This is a genomic window from Pseudomonas sp. JL23, assembly GCF_056933585.1.
This window is the reverse complement of record NZ_CM167795.1, coordinates 3,898,987-3,919,285: the sequence shown is the minus strand read 5'-3', so window position 1 is coordinate 3,919,285 and position 20,299 is coordinate 3,898,987. Positions and strand designations below refer to the sequence as shown.

Genomic DNA, 20,299 nt, shown 5'->3' with positions numbered 1-20,299 from the left:
GTGTGACCTCAGTTCGCCTGGGGGCGAATCAGTCTCAGGGGTGGGGAAGTGGCGGGGGCCGGGGGCGGCGGGGCAATGGCCGAAGCGCCGGGGGCCGCCGCCAGCAGGGTCTGGGTATAGCTGTTCTGCGGACGCAGCAGCACCTGCTCGGCGGTGCCGTACTCCACCACTTCACCCTGGCGCATCACCGCGATGTAGTCGCTGATCTGCGCCGCCACGCGCAGGTCGTGGGTGATGAACAGGATGCTCAGGTTCAGGCGCTGCTGCAGCTCGGCAAGCAACTCCAGGACCTGCTTCTGCACCGAGACATCCAGGGCCGACACGCTCTCGTCGGCAATCAGCACTTCCGGGCGCATGGCCAGGGCCCGGGCAATGCCGATGCGCTGGCGCTGGCCGCCGGAGAACTGCCGGGGCTTGCGCTTGAGGGCGTCGCGCTTGAGGCCGACCTGCTCCAGCAGATCGCCGGCTTCGGTCCAGGCGTCCTGGGTGGACAGCCCGCGCAATTGCGCGGCCCGGGCGATGATGTCGCCGACCCGATGGCGCGGATTGAGCGAGCCGTAGGGGTCCTGGAAAATCATCTGGATGCGCCGCCGGTTGGCTGCCAGGGCCGAGCCTTTCAGCGCGAGGAAGTCGGTTTCACCGATCCAGACATGCCCGCTGTCACTGTCCACCAGGCGAATGGCGGCCTTGACCAGGGTGCTCTTGCCCGAACCGGACTCGCCGACAATGGCCAGGGTCTTGCCCCGGGGCAGTTGCAGCGACACATCCTTGAGTGCCACCACCGAGCGGTCGCCGACCGTGTAGGTCTTGGTCAGATGTTCAATGCGCAGCGCCAGTTCACCGTCGGCGCTGGGCACATGCAGTTCGGGATGCAACGCCGGTACCGCAGCGATGAGCTTGCGTGTATACGGATGCGCCGGGGCGTTGAGCACTTGGTCGCGCTCGCCGATTTCCACCAGCACGCCGCCTTCCATGACTGCGATGCGATCGGCGATTTCCGCCACCACGCCGAAGTCGTGGGTGATGAACAGAATGCCGTGTTGACCGCGCCCGCGCAGATCGCGCACCAGTTTCAGGACTTGCGCCTGGGTGGTGACGTCGAGGGCTGTGGTCGGTTCGTCGGCGATCAGCAGATCCGGATTCATCGCCAGCGCCATGGCAATCACCACGCGCTGGCACTGGCCACCGGACAGTTGATGGGGAAAGCTGTTGGCGATCCGTGGCGGGTCGGGCAGGTGGGTGGAGTCGAGCAGGGCGAGCATGCGTTCGCGGCGCTCGCTGGCAGGCATGTCCGGGGCATGGATATCGAAGATTTCCTCGACCTGCTGACCGATCCGGATCGCCGGGTTCAGCGCCGCCATGGGCTCCTGGAAAATCATCGCGATGCGGTTGCCGCGCAACTGGCGCAGAGCCTCTTCACCCATACGGCAGATATCTTCACCGAGGAAGTCAATCACCCCTTCGCTGTGGCGCAGGCCACGGGCATAGTCGCCCATGATCGCCGCCGACAGTACCGATTTTCCAGACCCGGATTCACCGATCACACAAAGGATTTCGCCCTTGTGCACGTCCAGGCTCAGGCCCTTGACTGCGTGGCTGCGGTCAGCGCCGGCTGGCAGTTCGACGGACAGGTTGTCTACGCGCAGCACTTGCTGCCTGGTGTTATTGGCTTGGCTCATGCTCAGTTCCTCGCGCCTTTCTGGGCGCTTTCGTCCAGACCATCCGCCAGCAGGCTCAGGCCCAGCATCAGGGTGGAGATGGCAATGCACGGGAAGATCACCAGGTGCGGGAAAGCGATGGCCATGCTGCGGCCTTCATTGATCATGCCGCCCCAGTCCGGGGTCGGTGGTGGCAGGCCCAGGCCGAGAAAACCCAGGGCGCCGATCATGATCGCGGTGTAGCCGATGCGCAGGCAGAAATCGACGATCAGCGGGCCGCCACAGTTGGGCAGGATTTCCACCAGCATGATGCGCAGCGAGCCTTCTCCCTGGGTGATGGCGCTGAGCACGTAGTCGCGGGAGCGGATATCGATGGTCAGGGCGCGCATGATGCGGAAGATCGCCGGGGCACTGGTAAAGGTCACCGCGATGAGGATATTCAGCGCCGAGGCACCCAGGGCAATGATGATCACGATGTACAAGACCAGTACCGGAAACGACAGTACGGTATCGGCAACGTAGGACAGCAGAGCGTCGACCTTGCCGTTGAAGTAACCGGCGCACAGGCCCATGGCGATGCCCACGGCAAAGGCGGTGAGGGTGGCCAGGATCGACCAGAACAGCACGGTGCGGGTGCCCCAGATCAGCCGCGAAAGAATGTCGCGGCCGATCATATCGGTGCCCAGCAGAAAGTCCTGACCGGTGCCGTCGGGGGGCATCGGGGTCAGCAACGGTGTGAAGCTTTCCAGTGGATCATGAGGCGCCAGCCACGGCGCGAAAAGCGCCAGCAAGACCCAGCCGCCCACCAGCAGCAGGCCCAGCAGCGCCAAAGGATGTTTGAACGAATTCAGGAAGCTCATTGGCCACCTCCGCCGAGACTGCGCAGGGTGATGCGCGGGTTGAGCCAGGTGTAGGCCAGGTCCGAAAAGATCTTTGTCGCGCCGACCACTACGCCGCTGATCATGGCGCAGGCTTCGATCAGGTAGACGTCATGGTTCAGCGACGCGGTGTAGAGCAGTGAGCCGAAGCCCTTATAGGCAAAAAACACCTCAACGACGATGACGTTGGACAGCAGCCACGGGATGTACAGCATGATTACGGTGATCGGCGCGATCAGCACATTGCGCAGGGCGTGGCGCAGCACGATGCGTGAAACGGATGCGCCTTTGAGGCGGGCAGTGCGGATATACGGCGCCTGCATCACTTCGACCATGGACGCCCGGGTGATTCGCGCCAGATAGCCGATGCCGAACAGGCACAGCACCATCAGCGGCAGGATCAGCTCGGCGATATTGAAGCCGTCGCTCATGCTGCTGACACCTGGAAGCCAGTTCAGCCAGAAGACGAAGATCGCCGAGACGAACACCGCGCTGGCGAAGTCCGGGATCGAAGTGGTGACGATCGACAGGAATGACACCAATCGGTCCACCAGCGAGCCCTGGCGAATCCCCGCGAGGATGCCCAGGGTCAAGGCCACCGGGACCATCACCAGCAAGGCCAGGCCGGCCAGGGTCAGGGTCTGTTCCAGGTTGGGCAGCAGCAGGTCGATCACCGGCGCACGGAAGTGCACCGACGTGCCCCAGTCGCCGCTGACAAAGTCTTTCAGCCACACCAGGTAGCGCCACACGAAGGGTTGGTTGTAGCCATGTTCCGTCAGCCACGCCGCGCGCTGGTCCGGGGCGGAGTAGGGGCCCAGGACGTTGGTGGCGACGTCTTCGATATTCAGTTCCAGGGCCAGGAACACGATCACCGATACCGACAGCAGGGTTGCCACCAGTGCCAGTAATTTGCGCAAGAGAAAGTCAGCCATGCAGGCACGCTCCGTCTAGCAAGGGATGAAAGCTCGCCCGTGCAATGGGCGAGCAGCGTTCGAGTGATCGAGTCAGGCGCTCAACCACACCTCATCCATCGGGTAGAAGTCCGAAGGGTGGACCTTGAAGCCCTGCACCTTCTTGCTCGTAGCGGTGAACTTGTCGGCCCAGAACGGCTGCACCATGACGCAGGCGTCCTGCAGGATCTGTTCGACGTTCTGCATGGCCTGGGCCCGTTGTTTCGGGCCGATAATCGCCATGGCCTTGTCCAGGGCGGCGTCAAAGGCCGGGTCGCTGTAATGACTTTCGTTCCAGGTGCCGCCGCTGCGATAGGCCAGTTCCAGGGACATCACGCCCAGCGGGCGGTGCGCCCAATAGGTCAGGCTGAACGCCGCCTTGTCCCAGATCGGCCAGTATTGGGTGGCCGGGATCACCTTGAGGTTGATGCGGATACCGGCTTCGGCGCAGTTCTGCTGCAGGATCTGCGCACAGTCCTGCTCGTAGCGACCCTGAGTGTTGCCGACGATCAGGTCTATATCGATGCCATTGGAGTGCCCGGCGTCGGCCAGCAGCTTTTTCGCCGCCGCCACGTCACGTGCGCGCTTGGGCAGGGGGAAGTACTCGGGATGGGACGGCGCCACATGGTGGTCTTCGCCCGGCGTGCCCATGCCGCGATAGGCAATCTTGAGCATTTGCTCGTTGTCGGCGCAAAGCACCACGGCCTTGCGGATACGCAGGTCGTCAAAAGGCTTCTGATCGCAAGCCATGCGCATGACCACGGTCTGCGCTGACTTGCAGCTGAGCAATTGCGCGCCTGGCAGACGTTTGGCCAGGTCGAGTTCGGCCACGGTCACCCGGTACAGCACATCCACTTGCCCGGCCTGCAGGGCGGCCAAATGAGTGGAGATATCGGTGCCCATATCGACATAGCGCAGCTCGTCGAGGTTGGCCGGTTTGCGCCAGTAATCGGTACGCTTGGCGAAGGTCGCCTGCTTGTTCACGGCAAAGGACACCAGCTTGAAGGGGCCGGTGCCGATGGGGTTCTTGCTCCAGTCATCACCGTTTTTGAAGCTGCGATGGACCAGGGTGCAGGTGAAGGCGGCGAGCATTTCCGGGATGGCCAGGATTGCGCGCTTGAGCACCAGGCGGAACTGGAATTCGCTGACTTTCTCGAAGGCACTGATGTCCTGGAAGGCGGTGCGGTTGACCGACTTGGAATCGGCGGCGATCCAGCGCTGGATATTGTGCTGCACGTCGTCGGCGTTGAAATTGTCGCCGTTGCTCCACTTCACGTCCTGGCGCAGGTTGAAGGTCCAGGTCTTGAGGTCTTCGGAGGGGCTCCAGCTCTGTGCCAGGTACGGGTGAGTGATGTTGTCGGCATCGACCCAGGTGAGGAATTCCAGGGAGTTGCGCAGCAGGTTCGAGGCTTCGATCCAGGTGATCAGCATCGGGTCCTGGATTTCCTGGATGGCGCAGGCAAAACGCAGGCTGCCACCCTGGCGCGGCGCCACGGCATCGGCGGCCTGGGCCGGATCACCGAGCAGGGCGGAGCCGATAAAGCTGCTGGCGCTGGCGGCGGTGATGCCCAGCAGGGTGGCGGTGCGCAGGAACTGTCGGCGGTTGATCTCGCCGCTTCGCACCTGAGTGCACAGGTCGCTGACGGCCGGGTGCGGCTGAGCGCCGTCCAGGGTGACTAAGTCTTTCATAAGCCTCTCCGATACTTGCAAGTATGCGTTTTTCGACTGGCTGCCCATGGGGCAGTTGGCAGACGCGGTCGCTGTTCGATGAATCGAAACCGTCAGTGGCAGGCGCCGCGAAGGCGCTGGCAAAACAGACGTGAAACCGGCAGGCGCAAAGAAATCAGGAGGTAGGAAGCGGGATAAGACATGGGGCTGCTCTCATGTTGTTTTTATTTGAGATGGCCGCAGTTTTGTCATCCAGGCCCGGATCGACAAACGATAAATTTATCGGGCAAACATTCGATAAATGCATGTTGTCAGGCGCAGCCATGAACTAGACGTGTCTGATTGCCGGAGCGGCGGTTCCCTGGCTTTTGGATTGGAATGATTTGTGGGAGCAAGCCTGCTTGCGAAGAGGCCAGTACATCCGAGGGATATTCAACGACAAGCAGCCAGTCTTCGCGGGCAAGTCTCGCTCCCACACAACTATCTGCGTCTGTCGATATGAAAATCCCGACAACTCATGGGATGCTTGCCACCTGTTCGTTTGGCCCGAGTAACATTCATGAAACGCAAAATGCCCGCGCTCAATGCGCTCAAGGCCTTTGAAGTCGCAGGCAGCACCGGCAGCTTTACCCGCGCCGCCGAGCTGCTCAATGTCACCCAGAGCGCGGTCAGCCGCCAGGTTCGCCAGCTCGAAGAACAGCTGGGTGAGAACCTGCTGGAGCGGCGTCATCATTACCTCGAACTGACCAGCGCCGGCCGGGTGCTGCTGCGAGCGCTGCATCAATCATTCGATAAAATCGAGCTGACGGTACGCAGCATCCAGCAGAAAACCCACTCCAACCGTCTGCATATCAACGCGCCGCCGACCTTTACCAATCGCTGGCTGATGCCGCGCCTGGGTCGCCTGCGCGAGAAGCATCCGGAGCTGGAACTGAGCATCACCACGCGCCTGCAGGACAGCCTGGCGGAAACCAGTACCCTGGATTGCGCGATCCGTTTTGGCGACGGCGAATGGGATGGCCTGGACAGCTCATTGTTGATTCAGGAGCGGCATATCGCCGTATGCGCGCCAAGTCTTTACGCCCGGGAATGGAGCGAAGGCATCGACCTCAATCGCCTGACGTTACTGCATGTGCTGGCCAGGGAAGACCAACGTTACCTGACCTGGAAACACTGGCTGGACGCCGCACGCATCACCGGCGTCGATACCCAGGGCGGCTACGAATTCGACTTGCTGGATTTGGCCGTACGCGCCGCCATCGACGGCCTGGGCATTACCATCGCCGACTGGCATATGGTCGCCTCGGAACTGGCCAGCGGGCAGTTGACCCAGGTGCTGAATGTGCATGTGGACGGGCATCAATCCTACTGGCTGGTGACCCGCCCGGAACAGACCTTGATGCCGCAGTTGCAGCTGTTCAGCGAATGGTTGCAGCAAGAAATCTGGCTGGCGCAGCGGCAGTTGGAGCCGTCCCAGGCGGTCAATTGACTATAGCGAACCCTGTGGGCGCGAGGCTTGCCCGCGAATAGGCCCGTACACCAAACACATCCCATGGGGCTGATGCCGCCTTCGCAAGCCTCTCTCTCACGAATTGACTTTTGCAGGTAACCTGCATTTTTCGCATGTTAGCCCGCTCAATAAATCGTTTGTTCAACGCCCGGCAGATGCCAAGACTGCGGTTATTGGATAAAAATAACGATGGGCGATGCACATGCGATTCGAGCGAAATTTTGTTAACGGTCAGTTTATCGAGCCCGCCAGTGCCGAGCTGATCGCGGTCTGTAACCCTGCCACTGAAGCACCGGTGGGCCAGGTGTCTGCCGCCACGGCCGCTGAGGCGACGGCTGCAGTGGACGCTGCTGCAGCGGCACAGAAAGTATGGGGCCGCCTGACCAGCATCGAGCGCGGTGACCATCTACGGGCCTTGGCCGATGCCCTGGAAGCCCGAGCTGAACAAATCGGCGCCGCTCTGGCCGCCGAGTCCGGCAAGAGCCTGGCCGACGCCAGCAACGAAGCCCGCTATGCCGCGCAGATCACCCGCTACCACGCCGAATGGGCGAGACGCATCGAAGGCGAGATCATTCCCAGCGATACCCCGGACGAAAAGCTCTTCCTGCACCGCGAGCCGATTGGCGTGGTGGCGTGCCTGATTCCGTTCAACTATCCGGTCTACACCCTGCTGCGCAAGATCGCGCCGGCACTGATCGCCGGTAACACCGTGGTCGTGCGGCCGAGCAACAACACCCCGACCTCGGCGTTCGAGATCGCCAAGGCCGTGCAGCAGGCCGGTCTGCCTGCCGGTGTGGTGAATATCCTGACCATGGACCACGCCACCGCCGCCGCCGTTTGCACCCATAAAGCCGTGGGCTCGATCACGTTGACCGGCAGCGTCAACGCCGGACGTATCGTGCTGGATTACTGCAAGGCCAATATTGCCAAGCCGTCCCTGGAACTGGGCGGCAAGACCCCGGCCATTATCGAGGCCGATGCCGACCTGGAACTGGCGGCCAGCGCCATAATCGCCTCCAAGACCACCCATTGCGGCCAGTTGTGCACGGCGGTGGAGCGGGTCTATGTGCAGGAAAGCGTGTACGACCGCTTCCTTGCGCTGCTCAAGGAGAAGATCAGCGCCGTGCAGATCGGTGATCGCGCCAATGACGCCAGCCTGATGGGCCCGCTGGTCAATGCCCGAGCCCGTCAGGACATCCATGCCATGGTCGAGCGCGCCATTTCCGACGGTGCCGTGTTGGAAAGCGGTGGTGTGCTGCCGGAAGGCAAAGGGCATTTCTATCCGCCGACGCTGCTTAGTGGCTGCCGCCAGGATATGGAAATCATTCAGGAAGAAATCTTCGGCCCAGTGTTACCGGTGCTCAAGTACCGCGACATCGACGAAGCCCTGGCCATGGCCAACGACCATCAGTTCGGTTTGTCGTCGGTGCTGTATACCGAGAACTACCGCACCACCATGAAAGTCGCCGCCGCCATCGAGGCCGGCGAGCTGTACGTCAACCGCACCCCGGCCGATCCTTACCAGGGCTACCACGCCGGCTGGAAACGCTCGGGCCTGGGCGGTGATGATGGAAAGCATGGCATGTTGGAATTTACTCAGACCCGTCTTGTTGTCATGAAGTATTGATGGGGGCTGCGAGCTGCGAGCAAAGCAAAAGCGATCTGTGGTGGTTTTAAGCTTTTCGCTCGAAGCTCGAAGCTCATAGCCCGAAGCTCCCAGCCCAACCTATAAAAACAATTATCAGGACGCTCGCAATAGCGAGGCGCCGAAGGTCAACACGATGTCCAAACATGCCTCTCCCGCCACCGCCGTTCAGGGTTCTAACGCGGATTCATTCAGTAAAAGTGACAGGGCCAGTCGTTATTTCCAGTTGATGTTGCTGGTGCTCGCCGCCGGTGCGATCTATCCGATCCTGTACCTGCGCCAGGTCTACCAGACCACCATGCTCGAGGTGTTCCATATCAACCACAGCGAGCTGGGTTATCTGTACTCGATGCTGGGTACGATTTTTTTGCTCAGTTACCTGCCTAGCGGCTGGCTGGCGGACCGTATCGCGCCGCGCTTCCTGATCTTCTTTTCGCTGATCGCTACCGGTGCCCTGGGCCTGTGGTATTCCACGGCGCCGTCCCTGAGCGGGCTGATGATTATCTTTGCCTGCTGGGGCCTGACCACCGGGCTGACCTTCTGGGCTTCGGTGCTCAAGCGCGTGAAGATGATCGCCCATCACAGCGAACAGGGGCGTTTCTTCGGCATCCTTGATGGCGGTCGCGGGCTGGTCGAAGCGCTGCTGGCCACTGTCGCCCTGGGCCTGTTCGCCTATTCCACGCAGACGCGCGGCGAGTCGGCGGCCGAAGGCTTCAAGCATGTGGTCTATCTGTACGCCTTCGCCTGTATCGCCATCGGCTGCGTGCTGGTGCTGCTCAAGGACCCGAAACCTGCGGCCGATGCCGCCCGGCAAGAGCAGGGCGGTTTCAACCTGCTGGCGGACCTGACCACCCTGGTGAAAATCCCCGAGCTTTGGCTGGTCACCGCCATCGTGTTCTGCGGCTATCACATCTTCTGGGCCACCTATAGCTTCTCCGATTACCTGCAGGGAGGCGGCATGACCGCAGTCATGGCCGGGACCATCACCACCATCAAACTGTGGATGCGGCCGGTCGGCGGCATGGTCGGCGGCTGGCTGGGTGACAAGTTTTCCAATATCTCGGTACTGGTGGTGGCGCTGTTCCTTGCCAGCCTGGCGATGATCGGCCTGATTGTGTTCCCGGCGCTGAACAGCCTGAGCCTGCTGATCGGCACGGTGATCTTTATCGGCCTGATGACCTACGCCATTCGCGGCCTGTACTGGGCGATCCTCGACACCTGCAACATTCCCCTGCGGATCACCGGCCTGGCCATCGGTATTGTGTCGGTGGTGGGTTACCTGCCGGACACCTTTATCCCCCTGATCAACGGCTACCTGACCGAGCATTTCCCCGGCGCCTTTGGTTACCAGTTGTATTTCGGCTACATCGCCTGCGTTGGCCTGCTCGGGACCCTGGCGGCCCTGGCCCTGCGCGCGCGAGTCAAACGTCAATCCTTGAATAAAGCAGGTGCCTGAGATGAAAATCATCGCCCTTGAAACCCATATCGTCGCCGTACCGCCACCCCATATCGGCGGCATGTACTGGCTGTTCGTCAAACTCAGGACCGCTTGCGGCATCGAAGGCGTGGGCGAGATTTACGCCGCAACCTTCGGCCCCAAGGCCATGCTGCCGATCATCGAGGACGTATTCGAGCGCTACCTGCTCAACCACGACCCGCACCATATCGAGCGTTTCTTTCGCCAGGCCTATTCCAGCGGCTTCACCCAGCGCCCGGACCTGACCATGATGGGGGTGGTCAGCGGCCTGGAAATGGCCTGCTGGGACATCATCGGCAAGGCGGCAAACAAGCCGGTCTACGAGCTGATGGGTGGCAAGGTCAATGAGCGCCTGCGCTCCTACACCTACCTGTACCCGGTCAACAGCAAGGGCGAGTACGACTACGACGACCCGGACCTGGCCGCCGAGTGCGCTATCGAGAACATGAACAAGGGCTTCACAGCGGTGAAGTTCGACCCGGCCGGGCCTTACACCGCCTATTCCGGGCACCAGATTTCCCTGCAAGTGCTGGAACGCTGCGAGACCTTCTGTCGCAAGATCCGCGAAGCGGTGGGGGACAAGTGTGACCTGCTGTTCGGTACCCACGGGCAAATGGTGCCATCGTCGGCGATTCGCCTGGCCAAGCGCCTGGAGAAATACGACCCGCTGTGGTTTGAAGAACCGGTGCCACCGGGTCAGGAAGAGGCCATGGCCCAGGTCGCGGCCAAGACCAGCATTCCCATTGCCAGCGGCGAGCGCCTGACCACCAAGTACGAGTTCTTCAAGCTGTTGCAGGCAGGCGGCGCGTCAATCCTGCAAATGAACGTGGCGCGCTGCGGCGGCCTGCTCGAAGCCAAGAAGATCGCCAGCATGGCCGAGGCCTACTACGCGCAGATCGCCCCGCATCTCTATAACGGGCCGATTGGCGCCGCCGCCAGCTTCCAGTTGGCCACCTGCACGCCGAACTTCCTGATTCAGGAAAGCATCATGACCTGGGGCGGCTTCCATGCCGAAGTCCTGACCAGGCCGCTGCAATGGGAGGATGGCTACATCATCCCGTCCACCGAGCCGGGCCTGGGGGTGGAACTGAATATGGACGTGGTCCGCAAGCATTCGCCCTACACCGGCCACCGCCTGCACTTGCAAATGGCCCCAACCCCGGCTGACGTTAAAGACACCTCACCGGCCAAGGGCTGACAGCTTGAAGGGCTGAACGAAAACGGCTGTCTGTAGGAGTGGCTTTAGCCGCGAGGGCGTCCTCCCGGCTAAAGCCGGTCCTACCGCCGACACGTGGTGTCAGGGCCACGGCGGCAGCTCCCAGGTTTATTTGAATAACGACTTACGCGGTAACCGTGAATGACTTATGACTACATCATCGTTGGCGCAGGTGCCGCAGGCTGCGTGCTCGCCAACCGTCTTTCCGCTTCGGGCCGGCACAGCGTGCTGTTGCTCGAAGCCGGGGGCAAAGACAGCTCCCTGTGGTTCAGGATCCCGGTTGGCTTTGCCAAGATGTACTACAACCCGACCTTCAACTGGATGTACTACAGCCGCCCGCAAAAGCAGCTGAACAATCGGGAAATCTATGCACCACGGGGCAAGGTCCAGGGGGGCTCGGGTTCGATCAACGCGATGATCTACGTGCGTGGCCAGGCCCATGACTTCGACGACTGGGCGGCCAATGGCAACGACGGCTGGGATTTCAAGGATGTGCTGCCATATTTCCGCAAGCTGGAAAGCCATCCCCTGGGCGACAGCGAATACCACGGTGGCAGCGGCCCCATCAGCATCACGCCGATGAAGGGCCAGACCCATCCGATCTGCGACGTCTTTCTCAAGGGCTGCGACGAACTGGGCTATCCCCATAGCGATGACTTCAACGGTCCGCGCTTTGAAGGCTCGGGCATCTACGACGTCAATACGCGCAATGGCGAGCGCTGTTCCAGCAGCTTTGCCCATCTGCATCCGGCCCTGGGGCGCAGCAACCTGACCGTCGAACATTACGCCCTGGTCGATCGGGTGCTGTTCGATGCGGCCGGGCAACGCGCCATCGGGGTTGCCATTACCCAGCACGGCGTCGAGCGCAGCTTTAGCGCGAGCAAGGAAGTGATTCTGTGCGCCGGGGCGGTGGATACGCCCAAGCTTTTGCAACTGTCCGGCGTGGCTGATCAGGCCCTGCTGGCCAAGCACCAGATCCCCCTGGTCAAGCACCTGCCTGCCGTAGGCCAGAACCTGCAGGATCACCTGTGCGCCAGCTATTATTACAAGGCCAATATTGCGACCCTCAATGACCAGCTCAGTTCGCTGTTCGGCCAGTTCAAGTTGGGCCTCAAGTACCTGTTCACCCGCAAGGGCGCCCTGGCCATGAGCGTCAACCAGGCCGGCGGGTTCTTTCGCGGTAACGAGCAGCAGGCCAATCCCAATCTGCAGCTGTATTTCAACCCGCTGTCGTACCAGATTCCGAAAAGCAACAAGGCCAGCCTCAAGCCCGAGCCGTATTCCGGTTTTCTGTTGTGCTTCAACCCGTGCCGACCGACCAGTCGCGGGCAGATCGAAATCGCCTCGAATAACCCTCGGGACGCGGCGTTGATCGACCCCAACTACCTGAGCACGCAAAAGGATATCGACGAAGTCATCCAGGGCAGCCGCCTGATGCGCAAGATCATGCAGGCCCCGGCGCTCAAGGGCATCACCGTAGAAGAAGTGCTGCCCGGCCCGGCCACGCAAAGCGACGAGCAGATGTTGCAGTACTTCCGCGATAACAGCGGCTCGATCTACCACCTGTGCGGCTCCTGCGCCATGGGCGCCGATCCTCGGGTCTCGGTGGTGGACAAACGCCTGAAGGTCCATGGCCTGGACGGGCTGCGGATCGTCGACGCGTCGATCTTCCCCAACGTCACCTCCGGCAATACCCATGCGGCGGTGCTGATGGTGGCGGAGAAGGGCGCTGACCTGATTCTGCAGGACGCCTGATGTCTTGGCTGCGGGAGCCAGTCGCTGGCTCCCGTACCTGCATTCATGCGCAATATGGCAACAGTGTTTGTCCCTTCGCCGGCTACTTCCCTGAAAGTCGAACGCCTAGTATCGCTTCTACCGGATCAGCAACTTCGCTTTCCGGGGAAACTTACGAGGCTTTGATTATCATGAAACTTTCCAGTCTTGCTCTTGTTGTTCTGGCCGGTATGGGTGGCCAGGTGTATGCGGATGAAACCCAGGCGCCTGTCGCGACGCAAAGTGCAGCGGTTGAAACTTATACTTATGGTGCGACGCAGGATGTCAAAAAAGTCATTGCGATCACCCCGGCCGCCGATCAATGCGGTGCTGTCCCGGTGCAGATGACCTACGAGGACTCCCAGGGGCAGCGCCACATCCTGCAGTATCAAGTCATGGGTGGCGGTTGTTCCAACGGTTGATGGCCGTACAGGCAATGGAGGGTCGACACTCCATGGCTGCCCTGATCCGCTAAATTATCAGTCTCTGGAACCTGCAACTTTCTCATCCAGTGCCAGTAACTCTGGAATCAACTCCTTAAGAAACTCGACCCATGTGCGGGTTTTCGCATCGACGAACTTTCGTGACGGGTAGATCGCGAACACATTCAACTGTTCAAGGCGATAGTCCGGTAATACCCGTACCAATGTGCCTGCCTTCAAACCGTCTACTGCAGATGCAATCGGCTGAATGCCAATCCCCATGCCATGGGCAAGTGCGATGGTCATGCCGTCGGCGGTGTTGATATGCAGCGGCGACACCGGGATGCTCACTGTCTCTACGCCTTTTGGCCCCTCGAACGCCCAGTGCTCCACCGGCATCACCGTATTGACGATACGCAGGCAATCATGTGAACCCAACGCACCCGGACTGTCGGGCATGCCGCGTTTATCCAGATAAGCGGGCGAAGCGCAGAGGATGCTGTAGGTCGTGCCCAGGCGCTGGGCGACAAAGCCTGAGTCGGGCAGGTCCCGGGCCAGTACGATCGACATGTCGAAGCCTTCTTCCAGCAGGTCGGGTATGCGGTTGGTCAAGGTCAGGTCAAACATGACCGAGGGATAGAGCTGCCGATAGCTCGCCATCGCCTCCAGCACGTAATGATTGCCAATGGCTGACATGGCGTGGATCTTCAAGCGGCCCACGGGCATGACCTGGGCCGTGCCGGCTTCCTCATCCGCCTCGCGCACATCCTCGATAATCTTCTCGCAGCGTTGCAGGTAGCGCAGGCCCGCTTCGGTCAGGGCCAGGCGGCGGGTGGTGCGGTTGATCAGGCGCGCCTGCAACCTGGCCTCAAGGGCGGTAATGGCCTTGGACACATTGGTCGTGGTGGTATCCAGGAGTTCAGCGGCGGCGGTAAAGCTGCCGCTTTGCGCCACGGCCATGAAAAAACGCATGCTTTGGAAGGTATCCATTGCCGGTGTCTCGCAGGAGGATAAGGAGCAGGGCGGCGCCGAGCGGCTCGCCCTGTATCGGGGGTTACGGCTTGCGTGGAATAAAGCCGGGGACGCCGGTCTCAACCACCGAGTTGAAGCGTATCCGCGTGGTGATGCTGTCGCGGATTTCCGCCATGGCCTTGTGGGGCAGGGTAGCAATATCCATGTTCTCGCGGATATGAGCCGGTGTCGCGGAAGTGGTCAGGAAGGCTACGCCCCGTTGCACGGTCCAGGCCAGGGCGACCTGGGCCGGGGTTTTCTGCAGGCGCCGGGCGATGCCGGTGAGTACTGGATCTTCCAGCACATTCGGTTGCATGCCATGGCCGAGGGGGGCGAAGGCCAGGACGACAATGCCGTGGGCCTGGCAGAACTCCAGCAGTTCCCATTCCGGCAAATAAGGGTGGGATTCGACCTGGACCACGGCGGGCTTTATCCGCGCCACCGCGACAATCTGCTTCAGGGTGTCTAGGGTGATATCCGACAGGCCGATGGACTTGCAGCGGCCTTCATCGACCAGGCTCTCCATGGCCTGCCAGGTTTCTGCCAGCGTCACGCCCGCGTCATAGATGACGTGCCCCTGGAAGTCCCGTGGGTCCTGATTGTCGCCGGGCTCAAAAGCGAAGGGAGTATGGATCAGATAACAGTCGATGTAGTTGACCTGCAGGCGCCGGCAACTGGCCTCGAACGCAGGTTTGACCCGCTCGTGCCGGTGGTTGGTGTTCCACAGCTTGGTGGTGATGAACAGTTCTTCGCGCCTGACCAGCCCCGTGCTCAGGGCCTCGTGCAGGGCCACGCCGACTTTGTCCTCGTTGCGGTAGCGCTCGGCGCAATCGAAATGGCGAAAGCCGCTTTGCAGTGCGCAAGTGATGGCCGAGGTGGTCACTTCCAGGTCGCGGAACAGCGTGCCAAAGCCCACTGCGGGAATTTGCCCTGAGCCATTGTTCAGGACAAAGCGGGTAGTGCGAAGTTCGTCGTTGATGACTTCATAAGACATGATTTGACTCCATGGATCTGTGTCATCCCCGTGAGAGTGCGGGGAGGGTTTGCGGGAGGTGATGACGCTAGCGAGATAGAGCCTTGGCGACTTCGCCAGCGGCCAGTTGTTGCCCCAGCACGCCGACGCTATTGCCGCCCAGGGCAATAAACAGCTGCACGGTGTCGAGATAGCGCGCGGTCTTGACCCGAATCTGCCCGAGCAAGGCCTGCTCATAGGCGCGTTGCGCTTCCAGCACCGGCAGGATGCTGTTCGCGCCCTGGCGGTAGGCCTGTTGATTCAGTGACAGACTGGTCTGGGCGGCTTGCAGGGCTTGTTCCTGGGACTGGTTCTGCTCGGCACCGTGATTGATGGCCTGCAAGGTGTCCGCGACTTGGCCGAATGACTGAATTACGGTCTGCTGATAGCGGGCCAACGCGGCCTGATAGCCGTCGACTGCCGCCTGGCGTTCCGCTTGCAGCGTTCCACCGTTGAAAATCGGCGCGGTCAGCCCGGCGGCGAATCCCCACAGCGCCGCACCGCCATTGCCCGCTGCGGTCTGGGCCAGGGAGGCGGAGAGGGTGATGCGCGGATAGAGATTGGCCGTGGCCACGCCCACAGCGGCACTGGCCATATGCAGTTCCGCTTCGGCCTGGAGGATATCCGGGCGCTGGTGGGCCATGGCCGATGGCAGGCTGACCTGCAAGGCTGCCGGCAGAAAAAACTCATCGAGATCGAAGTCCGGCGGCACCCAGTCCGCCGGGCCTTTGCCTGCCAGGATCGACAGCGCATGGCGGGCCGCATCGCGCTGCAGCAGCAAGCCGGGCAACAGCGTACGGTCTTGGGCCAGGCGGGTCTCGGCCAGGGCCACATCGATCTGCGTGGCACTGCCGTAAAGATGGGCCTTGCGCACCAGCTCGAGGTTTTGCGAGTCATTGACCAGCAGCCGGTCCACGGCCTGCATCTGCGCCCTGGCCGAGGCCAGCAACAACGCCTGACGGGTGACGTTGCCGGTCAGGGTCAGATAGGCCGCTTCATAGCGATGCTGTTGCAGGGCGGTGAAGGCTTGCTGCTGTTCGACCTGGCGTTTGTTCGCGCCGAATACGTCAAGGTCGAAGGCCACGCGCGGGCCGACTCCGTAGAAGTTGCTGACCGCGGGCTCGGCGGCGTTATGGGTTTTTTCTCGACCGGCCTGGGCGGCAACGTCGATCTGGGGATACAAGACGCCCTCGGCAGCACTCACCGATGCGGCGGCCTGGCGCAGGGTCGCATCGGCGGCCACCAGTTGCAGATTGCCCTCGATGGCGCGGCGCATGACCTGATCGAGTCTGGCCGACTGAAACGCCGACCACCAGTCGCCCTTGGCGCTGCCGCCCAGCTCGACATATTGCTCGGCGCCATTGCGGCCCAGGCGTGCTTCGGCCTGGGTGTCATAGTGCTGCGACAGGCTTGGCGCCGGGCGGGCGAAGTCAGGGCCGACGCTGCAGGCGGACAACGAAACAAGGATCGCCAGGGCACTGAGGCTGATCTGCAACCGCTGCCCATGGATAACGCGCGTAGAAAATTTCATCTGGCTGACTCCATGAAGACTAGTGAGTGGCAACGGGTTTGCGCAGCAACACAATCAGCGGGCTGACCAGCAACATCGCCCACAGCAGGATCTTGAATTGGTCTATCACGGCAATGAATGCGGCCTGGCCGGTGATCATTTCGTTAAACCCGGCCAACCCGGCCAGGGACGCCCCCTGAGCGCCGCCGCCATAGGGCGTAAGGTGGCTGGCCAGTGCCGTATGCATGGCCTGGGTATTGTTGAAGAAGAAAATCTGCACGATAGCCACGCCCAGGGTGCTGCCGTAGACCCGGGCCAGATTGAACAGGCCGGTTGCTTCCGGGCGCAGCTGCGCAGGCAGGGTGCTGAAGGCAACGGCGCTGATCGCCGGCATCATTACACCGAGGCCGACACCCTGGATGGCGCCGGCCACGGCCACCGGCCGCCAGTCCATCAGGATCGAATAGCCGAGCATCAGCCAGTTGGCGTACACCACCAGAGCGATACCCGCCGCGACCAGCCAGCGGCGGTCAAGCCATGCCGGTACCCGGCCCATCAACACAAAGGCACCGACCAGGCCGACGCCCCGGGGAATGGTCAGGTAGCCGGTGCTGTCCGGCGGGAAGCCGAGGATTTCATCGAGCATCGGTGAGGTCAGGGCCATGGTCGACAGCAGCACGAAACCGAGGGCGAAGAAGATCGCGGTCGACAGCATGAAGTTGCGATCGCAAAACAGCGCCTTGCTGAGAAAGTGGGTTTTGGCGGTCAGCACATGCAGGCTGAACAGGTACAGGCCTGTGGCGCTGGCGATGGCTTCCAGGCAGATTTCTGTCGAGGCAAACCAGTCCAGGCGTTCACCCCGGTCCAGCAGCATCTGCAGGGCGATCATGGCCAGGGTGAAGGTGGCAAAACCGAAGAAGTCGAACGGTGGGCGCTGCTCGGCCTTTTTCTCGTTCAGCAGCAGCGTCACCACCAGCAGGATGTACACCGACAGCGGCAGGCTGATGTAGAACAGCCAGTGCCATGGGTAATGCTCGCAGATCCAGCCGCCCAGCGCGGGAGCGCTGACGATGCCGAACAGGCCCAGGGCGGTCCAGCGCGGGGCGAACTTGCCCTGTTGCGCAGGTGCCAGTGTCGCCATGGCAATGGCCATGGACAGCGGTGCCAGCACGCCGCCGGCTGCGCCTTGCAGGACCCGCGCACCGACAAATTGCAAAGGCGTGCTCGCCAGGGTGTCCAGCAGCAGGCCGAGCATGAACAGCAGCAATGCCGTCTGATAGACCCGCTTGAGGCCAAAGCTCGCGGCCAGCCACTGGGCGATGGGCAGGGTGATGGCACTGGCGGCCAGGTACGAAGTGAAGATCCAGCCCGCCTGATCATCAGTCATGGACAGGCTGCCCTGAATAAAGCGCAGGGCCGGGTTGGGCAGCGACAGATTGGCCGCCTGCATGTAAGTAGCGAGCAGGGCGACCAGTCGCAAGGCTCGGGCGCTGTTGTCCGACGGGCTTGCCGTCAGGGTGTTCATCAGGACTCCCCCGTGCCGAGCAGGGTCTTCAGCGGCTGCCACCAGGGCGGGCTGTAACCGGTGTCGATCCTGACCGTGGCGCTGGTGCCGGAGAACAGCGCCAGGGCCGGGTCGTTGTCATCCAGTTCAAGGCGCACCGGTACCCGCTGGACCACCTTGACCCAGTTACCGCTGGCGTTCTCCGGCGGCAGCAGGGCGAAGTCGGCGCCAGCGCCCGGGCTCATGCTGGTGACGTGGGCCTTGAAGCTGCGATCGGGGTAGGTATCGATGCGGATGGTCGCGGTCTGCCCGGTGCGCATATGAGTCATCTCGGTCTCACGGAAATTCGCCTCGACCCAGATCTGCCGGGGGCGCAGCAGGGCAAAGGCCGGGGTGCCGCTGTTCAGGTAGTTGCCAACCTGCAAGTCATCGACCTTGGCCACCACGCCATCATCCGGCGCATAGACCGTGGCGTAGGACAGGTACAACTGCGCTTCGTCGAGCCGGGTTTTCGCCTCGCGCACCGCCGGATGGCTATCGATGGCGATCTCCGGATTACCGTTCAGGGCCACGGCGGTACTGGCCAGTTGTTGTTCGATAGAAACCACCCGCTGCTGTGCGACCTTGAGATCGGTTTCGCCACGCTCGTACAGGGAACGGGACACGAAGTCGGTCGCCATCAGCGCCTTTTTGCGGGCGAATTCCTTCTGTTCGAAACCGGCCGACTCCCGGGCCCCTTGCAGTTCGGCCTGTTGTTGCCGGTAGCTGGCCTTGAGGCCCTGGATGCGCAGGCGAGCCACGCTCAGTTGCGCGTCGGCCCGATTGACCGCGATCTGCAACGGTTCCGGGTTAAGACGAAACAGCACCTGGCCCTTGTGCACGGCCTGGTTGTCTTCAACGGCGATCTCCACCACCTGCCCGGAAATTCGCGCATTGATCGCCGCCTTGGCGACCCTGGCGTAGGCATTGTCAGTAGAGACAAAGGCTTCATTGGCGCGGTAATGGCCGTAGCCGATGGCGGCGACGAGGGCGGGCACGCCGATCATCAGCCACGGCCGCAGTTTTTCCTTGAGGGTTTTGCCTGTGGGGCCGTCAGCCAGCTGCGCAGCGTGGGCGGAAATATCGATGGGTTTAGTCATGATCGAATGCCCCTTAATAATTACTGTTGGAAATCAAGGCCGTACGCGGCTGATGGGGTGACTCGGCCGCCGCTGTTTCGTCGTCGCCATACCCGGTTCGAGCGCTGCTGCAACAAAGCTGAAAACCAAGGAATTTCTGATTCCTTAATTTTGTGCGATGGTGTAAAAATATCCCCGCCGCCCTCTTCATGCAAGGATTTTGTACGACATGGCACAAAAAGATATTTCAGAGAAGAAAACCCGTGGCCGTCCCCGTGCCTACGATCCGCAGGCAGCGCTGGAGCAGGCACTGGGCGTGTTCTGGAAATCCGGCTATGCCGGTGCGTCACTGGATGGCATCGCCACGGCGGCAGGGATGAACCGGCCCAGCCTGTATGCCGCGTTCGGCGACAAGCATTCGCTGTACATCAAGGCCTTCGAGCAGTACTGGGGTGTGGCGGCCGCGGCCATGCACGCGGCGCTGGCGGACAGCAGCCTGAGCCTCAAGGAGGCGCTGATGGGCTTCTATGAAGGGCAATTGTCGATCTATTTCTCGGGAGAGGGCGAGCCGCGCGGCTGCTTTGCCATTGTCACGGCCACCAGCGAAGCCGTTGAAGATCCCGAGATTCGCCAGATCCTTGTCGAGCGTTTTGCCTTGCTCGATGCCGAGTTGGAAGCCCGCCTGCGTCAAGCCATCGACCGTGGTGAGCTGCCCGCCGATGCTGATCCGCAGGCGTTGACCACACTGGCCTCGGCGCTGCTGCACAGCCTTTCGATTCGCGCGCGTACCGGTAAGCCTCGGGATGAACTGACCGCTCTGGCGCGCAATGCGGTCAAGGTGATCTGCGGATGATCGGCCAAGCGGGCCGATGAAATCTGGATCGGTAGCTCCCTAAGCAATGGACAGCGCAGACTGGCGGTCTTAAGCTCGCGGGCTTGTCCGTTTG

The 20,299-nt window shown here is 61.7% G+C and carries 16 protein-coding genes; 7 read left to right on the top strand and 9 right to left on the bottom strand.

The window, feature by feature from the left end; genetic code table 11:
• Positions 1 to 8 precede the first annotated feature (8 nt).
• From AC1Z24_RS18180 to AC1Z24_RS18165, 4 genes are all read right to left on the bottom strand, one after another.
• Positions 9 to 1,679, bottom strand: a complete 1,671-nt coding sequence (locus AC1Z24_RS18180) for a dipeptide ABC transporter ATP-binding protein (protein WP_483742046.1) — start codon at positions 1,677 to 1,679, stop codon at positions 9 to 11.
• Between the two features lie 2 nt (positions 1,680 to 1,681).
• Positions 1,682 to 2,518 carry an ABC transporter permease gene (locus AC1Z24_RS18175; RefSeq protein ID WP_483742045.1) on the bottom strand — a complete coding sequence of 279 codons (837 nt, stop codon included), beginning with the start codon at positions 2,516 to 2,518 and terminating at the stop codon, positions 1,682 to 1,684.
• Positions 2,515 to 3,468, bottom strand: a complete 954-nt coding sequence (locus AC1Z24_RS18170; protein ID WP_483742044.1) for an ABC transporter permease — start codon at positions 3,466 to 3,468, stop codon at positions 2,515 to 2,517. Before AC1Z24_RS18170 ends, AC1Z24_RS18175 begins: the two co-directional genes overlap by 4 nt.
• A 72-nt stretch (positions 3,469 to 3,540) precedes the next feature.
• Positions 3,541 to 5,175: an ABC transporter substrate-binding protein gene (locus tag AC1Z24_RS18165; RefSeq protein ID WP_483742043.1), complete on the bottom strand. Its 1,635-nt coding sequence runs from the start codon at positions 5,173 to 5,175 to the stop codon at positions 3,541 to 3,543.
• A 538-nt stretch (positions 5,176 to 5,713) separates the two neighbouring features.
• Here AC1Z24_RS18165 and AC1Z24_RS18160 point away from each other — a divergent pair.
• The 6 genes from AC1Z24_RS18160 (at position 5,714) to AC1Z24_RS18135 (ending at position 13,197) form a co-directional block, all read left to right on the top strand.
• Positions 5,714 to 6,643 (top strand): LysR substrate-binding domain-containing protein, encoded by a 930-nt coding sequence (locus AC1Z24_RS18160; RefSeq protein ID WP_483742042.1) that lies wholly within the window; start codon positions 5,714 to 5,716, stop codon positions 6,641 to 6,643.
• A 223-nt stretch (positions 6,644 to 6,866) separates the two neighbouring features.
• Complete coding sequence (aldA, locus tag AC1Z24_RS18155; protein ID WP_483742041.1) at positions 6,867 to 8,291, top strand: aldehyde dehydrogenase; 1,425 nt, start codon at positions 6,867 to 6,869, stop codon at positions 8,289 to 8,291.
• Positions 8,292 to 8,445: 154 nt separating this feature from the next.
• On the top strand, positions 8,446 to 9,765 hold the full coding sequence (locus AC1Z24_RS18150; protein ID WP_483742040.1) for an MFS transporter: 1,320 nt from the start codon (positions 8,446 to 8,448) through the stop codon (positions 9,763 to 9,765).
• Between the two features lies 1 nt (position 9,766).
• Positions 9,767 to 10,984, top strand: coding sequence for a mandelate racemase/muconate lactonizing enzyme family protein (locus tag AC1Z24_RS18145; protein ID WP_483742039.1), 1,218 nt, complete (start codon positions 9,767 to 9,769; stop codon positions 10,982 to 10,984).
• 159 nt (positions 10,985 to 11,143) lie between these two features.
• Entirely contained in the window at positions 11,144 to 12,757 is a 1,614-nt protein-coding gene (locus AC1Z24_RS18140) for a GMC family oxidoreductase (RefSeq protein WP_483742038.1), read from the top strand.
• Positions 12,758 to 12,927: 170 nt separating this feature from the next.
• On the top strand, positions 12,928 to 13,197 hold the full coding sequence (locus AC1Z24_RS18135; RefSeq protein ID WP_483742037.1) for a DUF2790 domain-containing protein: 270 nt from the start codon (positions 12,928 to 12,930) through the stop codon (positions 13,195 to 13,197).
• 57 nt (positions 13,198 to 13,254) lie between these two features.
• Here the strand turns inward: AC1Z24_RS18135 and AC1Z24_RS18130 are convergent, their stop codons facing one another.
• The 5 genes from AC1Z24_RS18130 to AC1Z24_RS18110 all read right to left on the bottom strand — a co-directional run bounded on the left by AC1Z24_RS18130 (position 13,255) and on the right by AC1Z24_RS18110 (position 19,373).
• A complete protein-coding gene (locus tag AC1Z24_RS18130) occupies positions 13,255 to 14,187 on the bottom strand; it encodes a LysR family transcriptional regulator (protein WP_483742036.1) in 933 nt (310 codons plus the stop codon).
• A gap of 64 nt (positions 14,188 to 14,251) precedes the next feature.
• Complete coding sequence (locus tag AC1Z24_RS18125) at positions 14,252 to 15,202, bottom strand: aldo/keto reductase (RefSeq protein ID WP_483742035.1); 951 nt, start codon at positions 15,200 to 15,202, stop codon at positions 14,252 to 14,254.
• A gap of 67 nt (positions 15,203 to 15,269) precedes the next feature.
• Positions 15,270 to 16,751 carry an efflux transporter outer membrane subunit gene (locus AC1Z24_RS18120; protein WP_483742034.1) on the bottom strand — a complete coding sequence of 494 codons (1,482 nt, stop codon included), beginning with the start codon at positions 16,749 to 16,751 and terminating at the stop codon, positions 15,270 to 15,272.
• 19 nt (positions 16,752 to 16,770) lie between these two features.
• Entirely contained in the window at positions 16,771 to 18,255 is a 1,485-nt protein-coding gene (locus AC1Z24_RS18115) for a DHA2 family efflux MFS transporter permease subunit (RefSeq protein ID WP_483742033.1), read from the bottom strand.
• Positions 18,255 to 19,373, bottom strand: a complete 1,119-nt coding sequence (locus AC1Z24_RS18110) for an HlyD family secretion protein (RefSeq protein WP_483742032.1) — start codon at positions 19,371 to 19,373, stop codon at positions 18,255 to 18,257. Before AC1Z24_RS18110 ends, AC1Z24_RS18115 begins: the two co-directional genes overlap by 1 nt.
• A 208-nt stretch (positions 19,374 to 19,581) precedes the next feature.
• On the opposite strand from AC1Z24_RS18110, the gene AC1Z24_RS18105 reads away from it, so the two are divergent.
• Positions 19,582 to 20,205, top strand: coding sequence for a TetR/AcrR family transcriptional regulator (locus tag AC1Z24_RS18105; protein ID WP_483742031.1), 624 nt, complete (start codon positions 19,582 to 19,584; stop codon positions 20,203 to 20,205).
• Positions 20,206 to 20,299 lie beyond the last annotated feature (94 nt).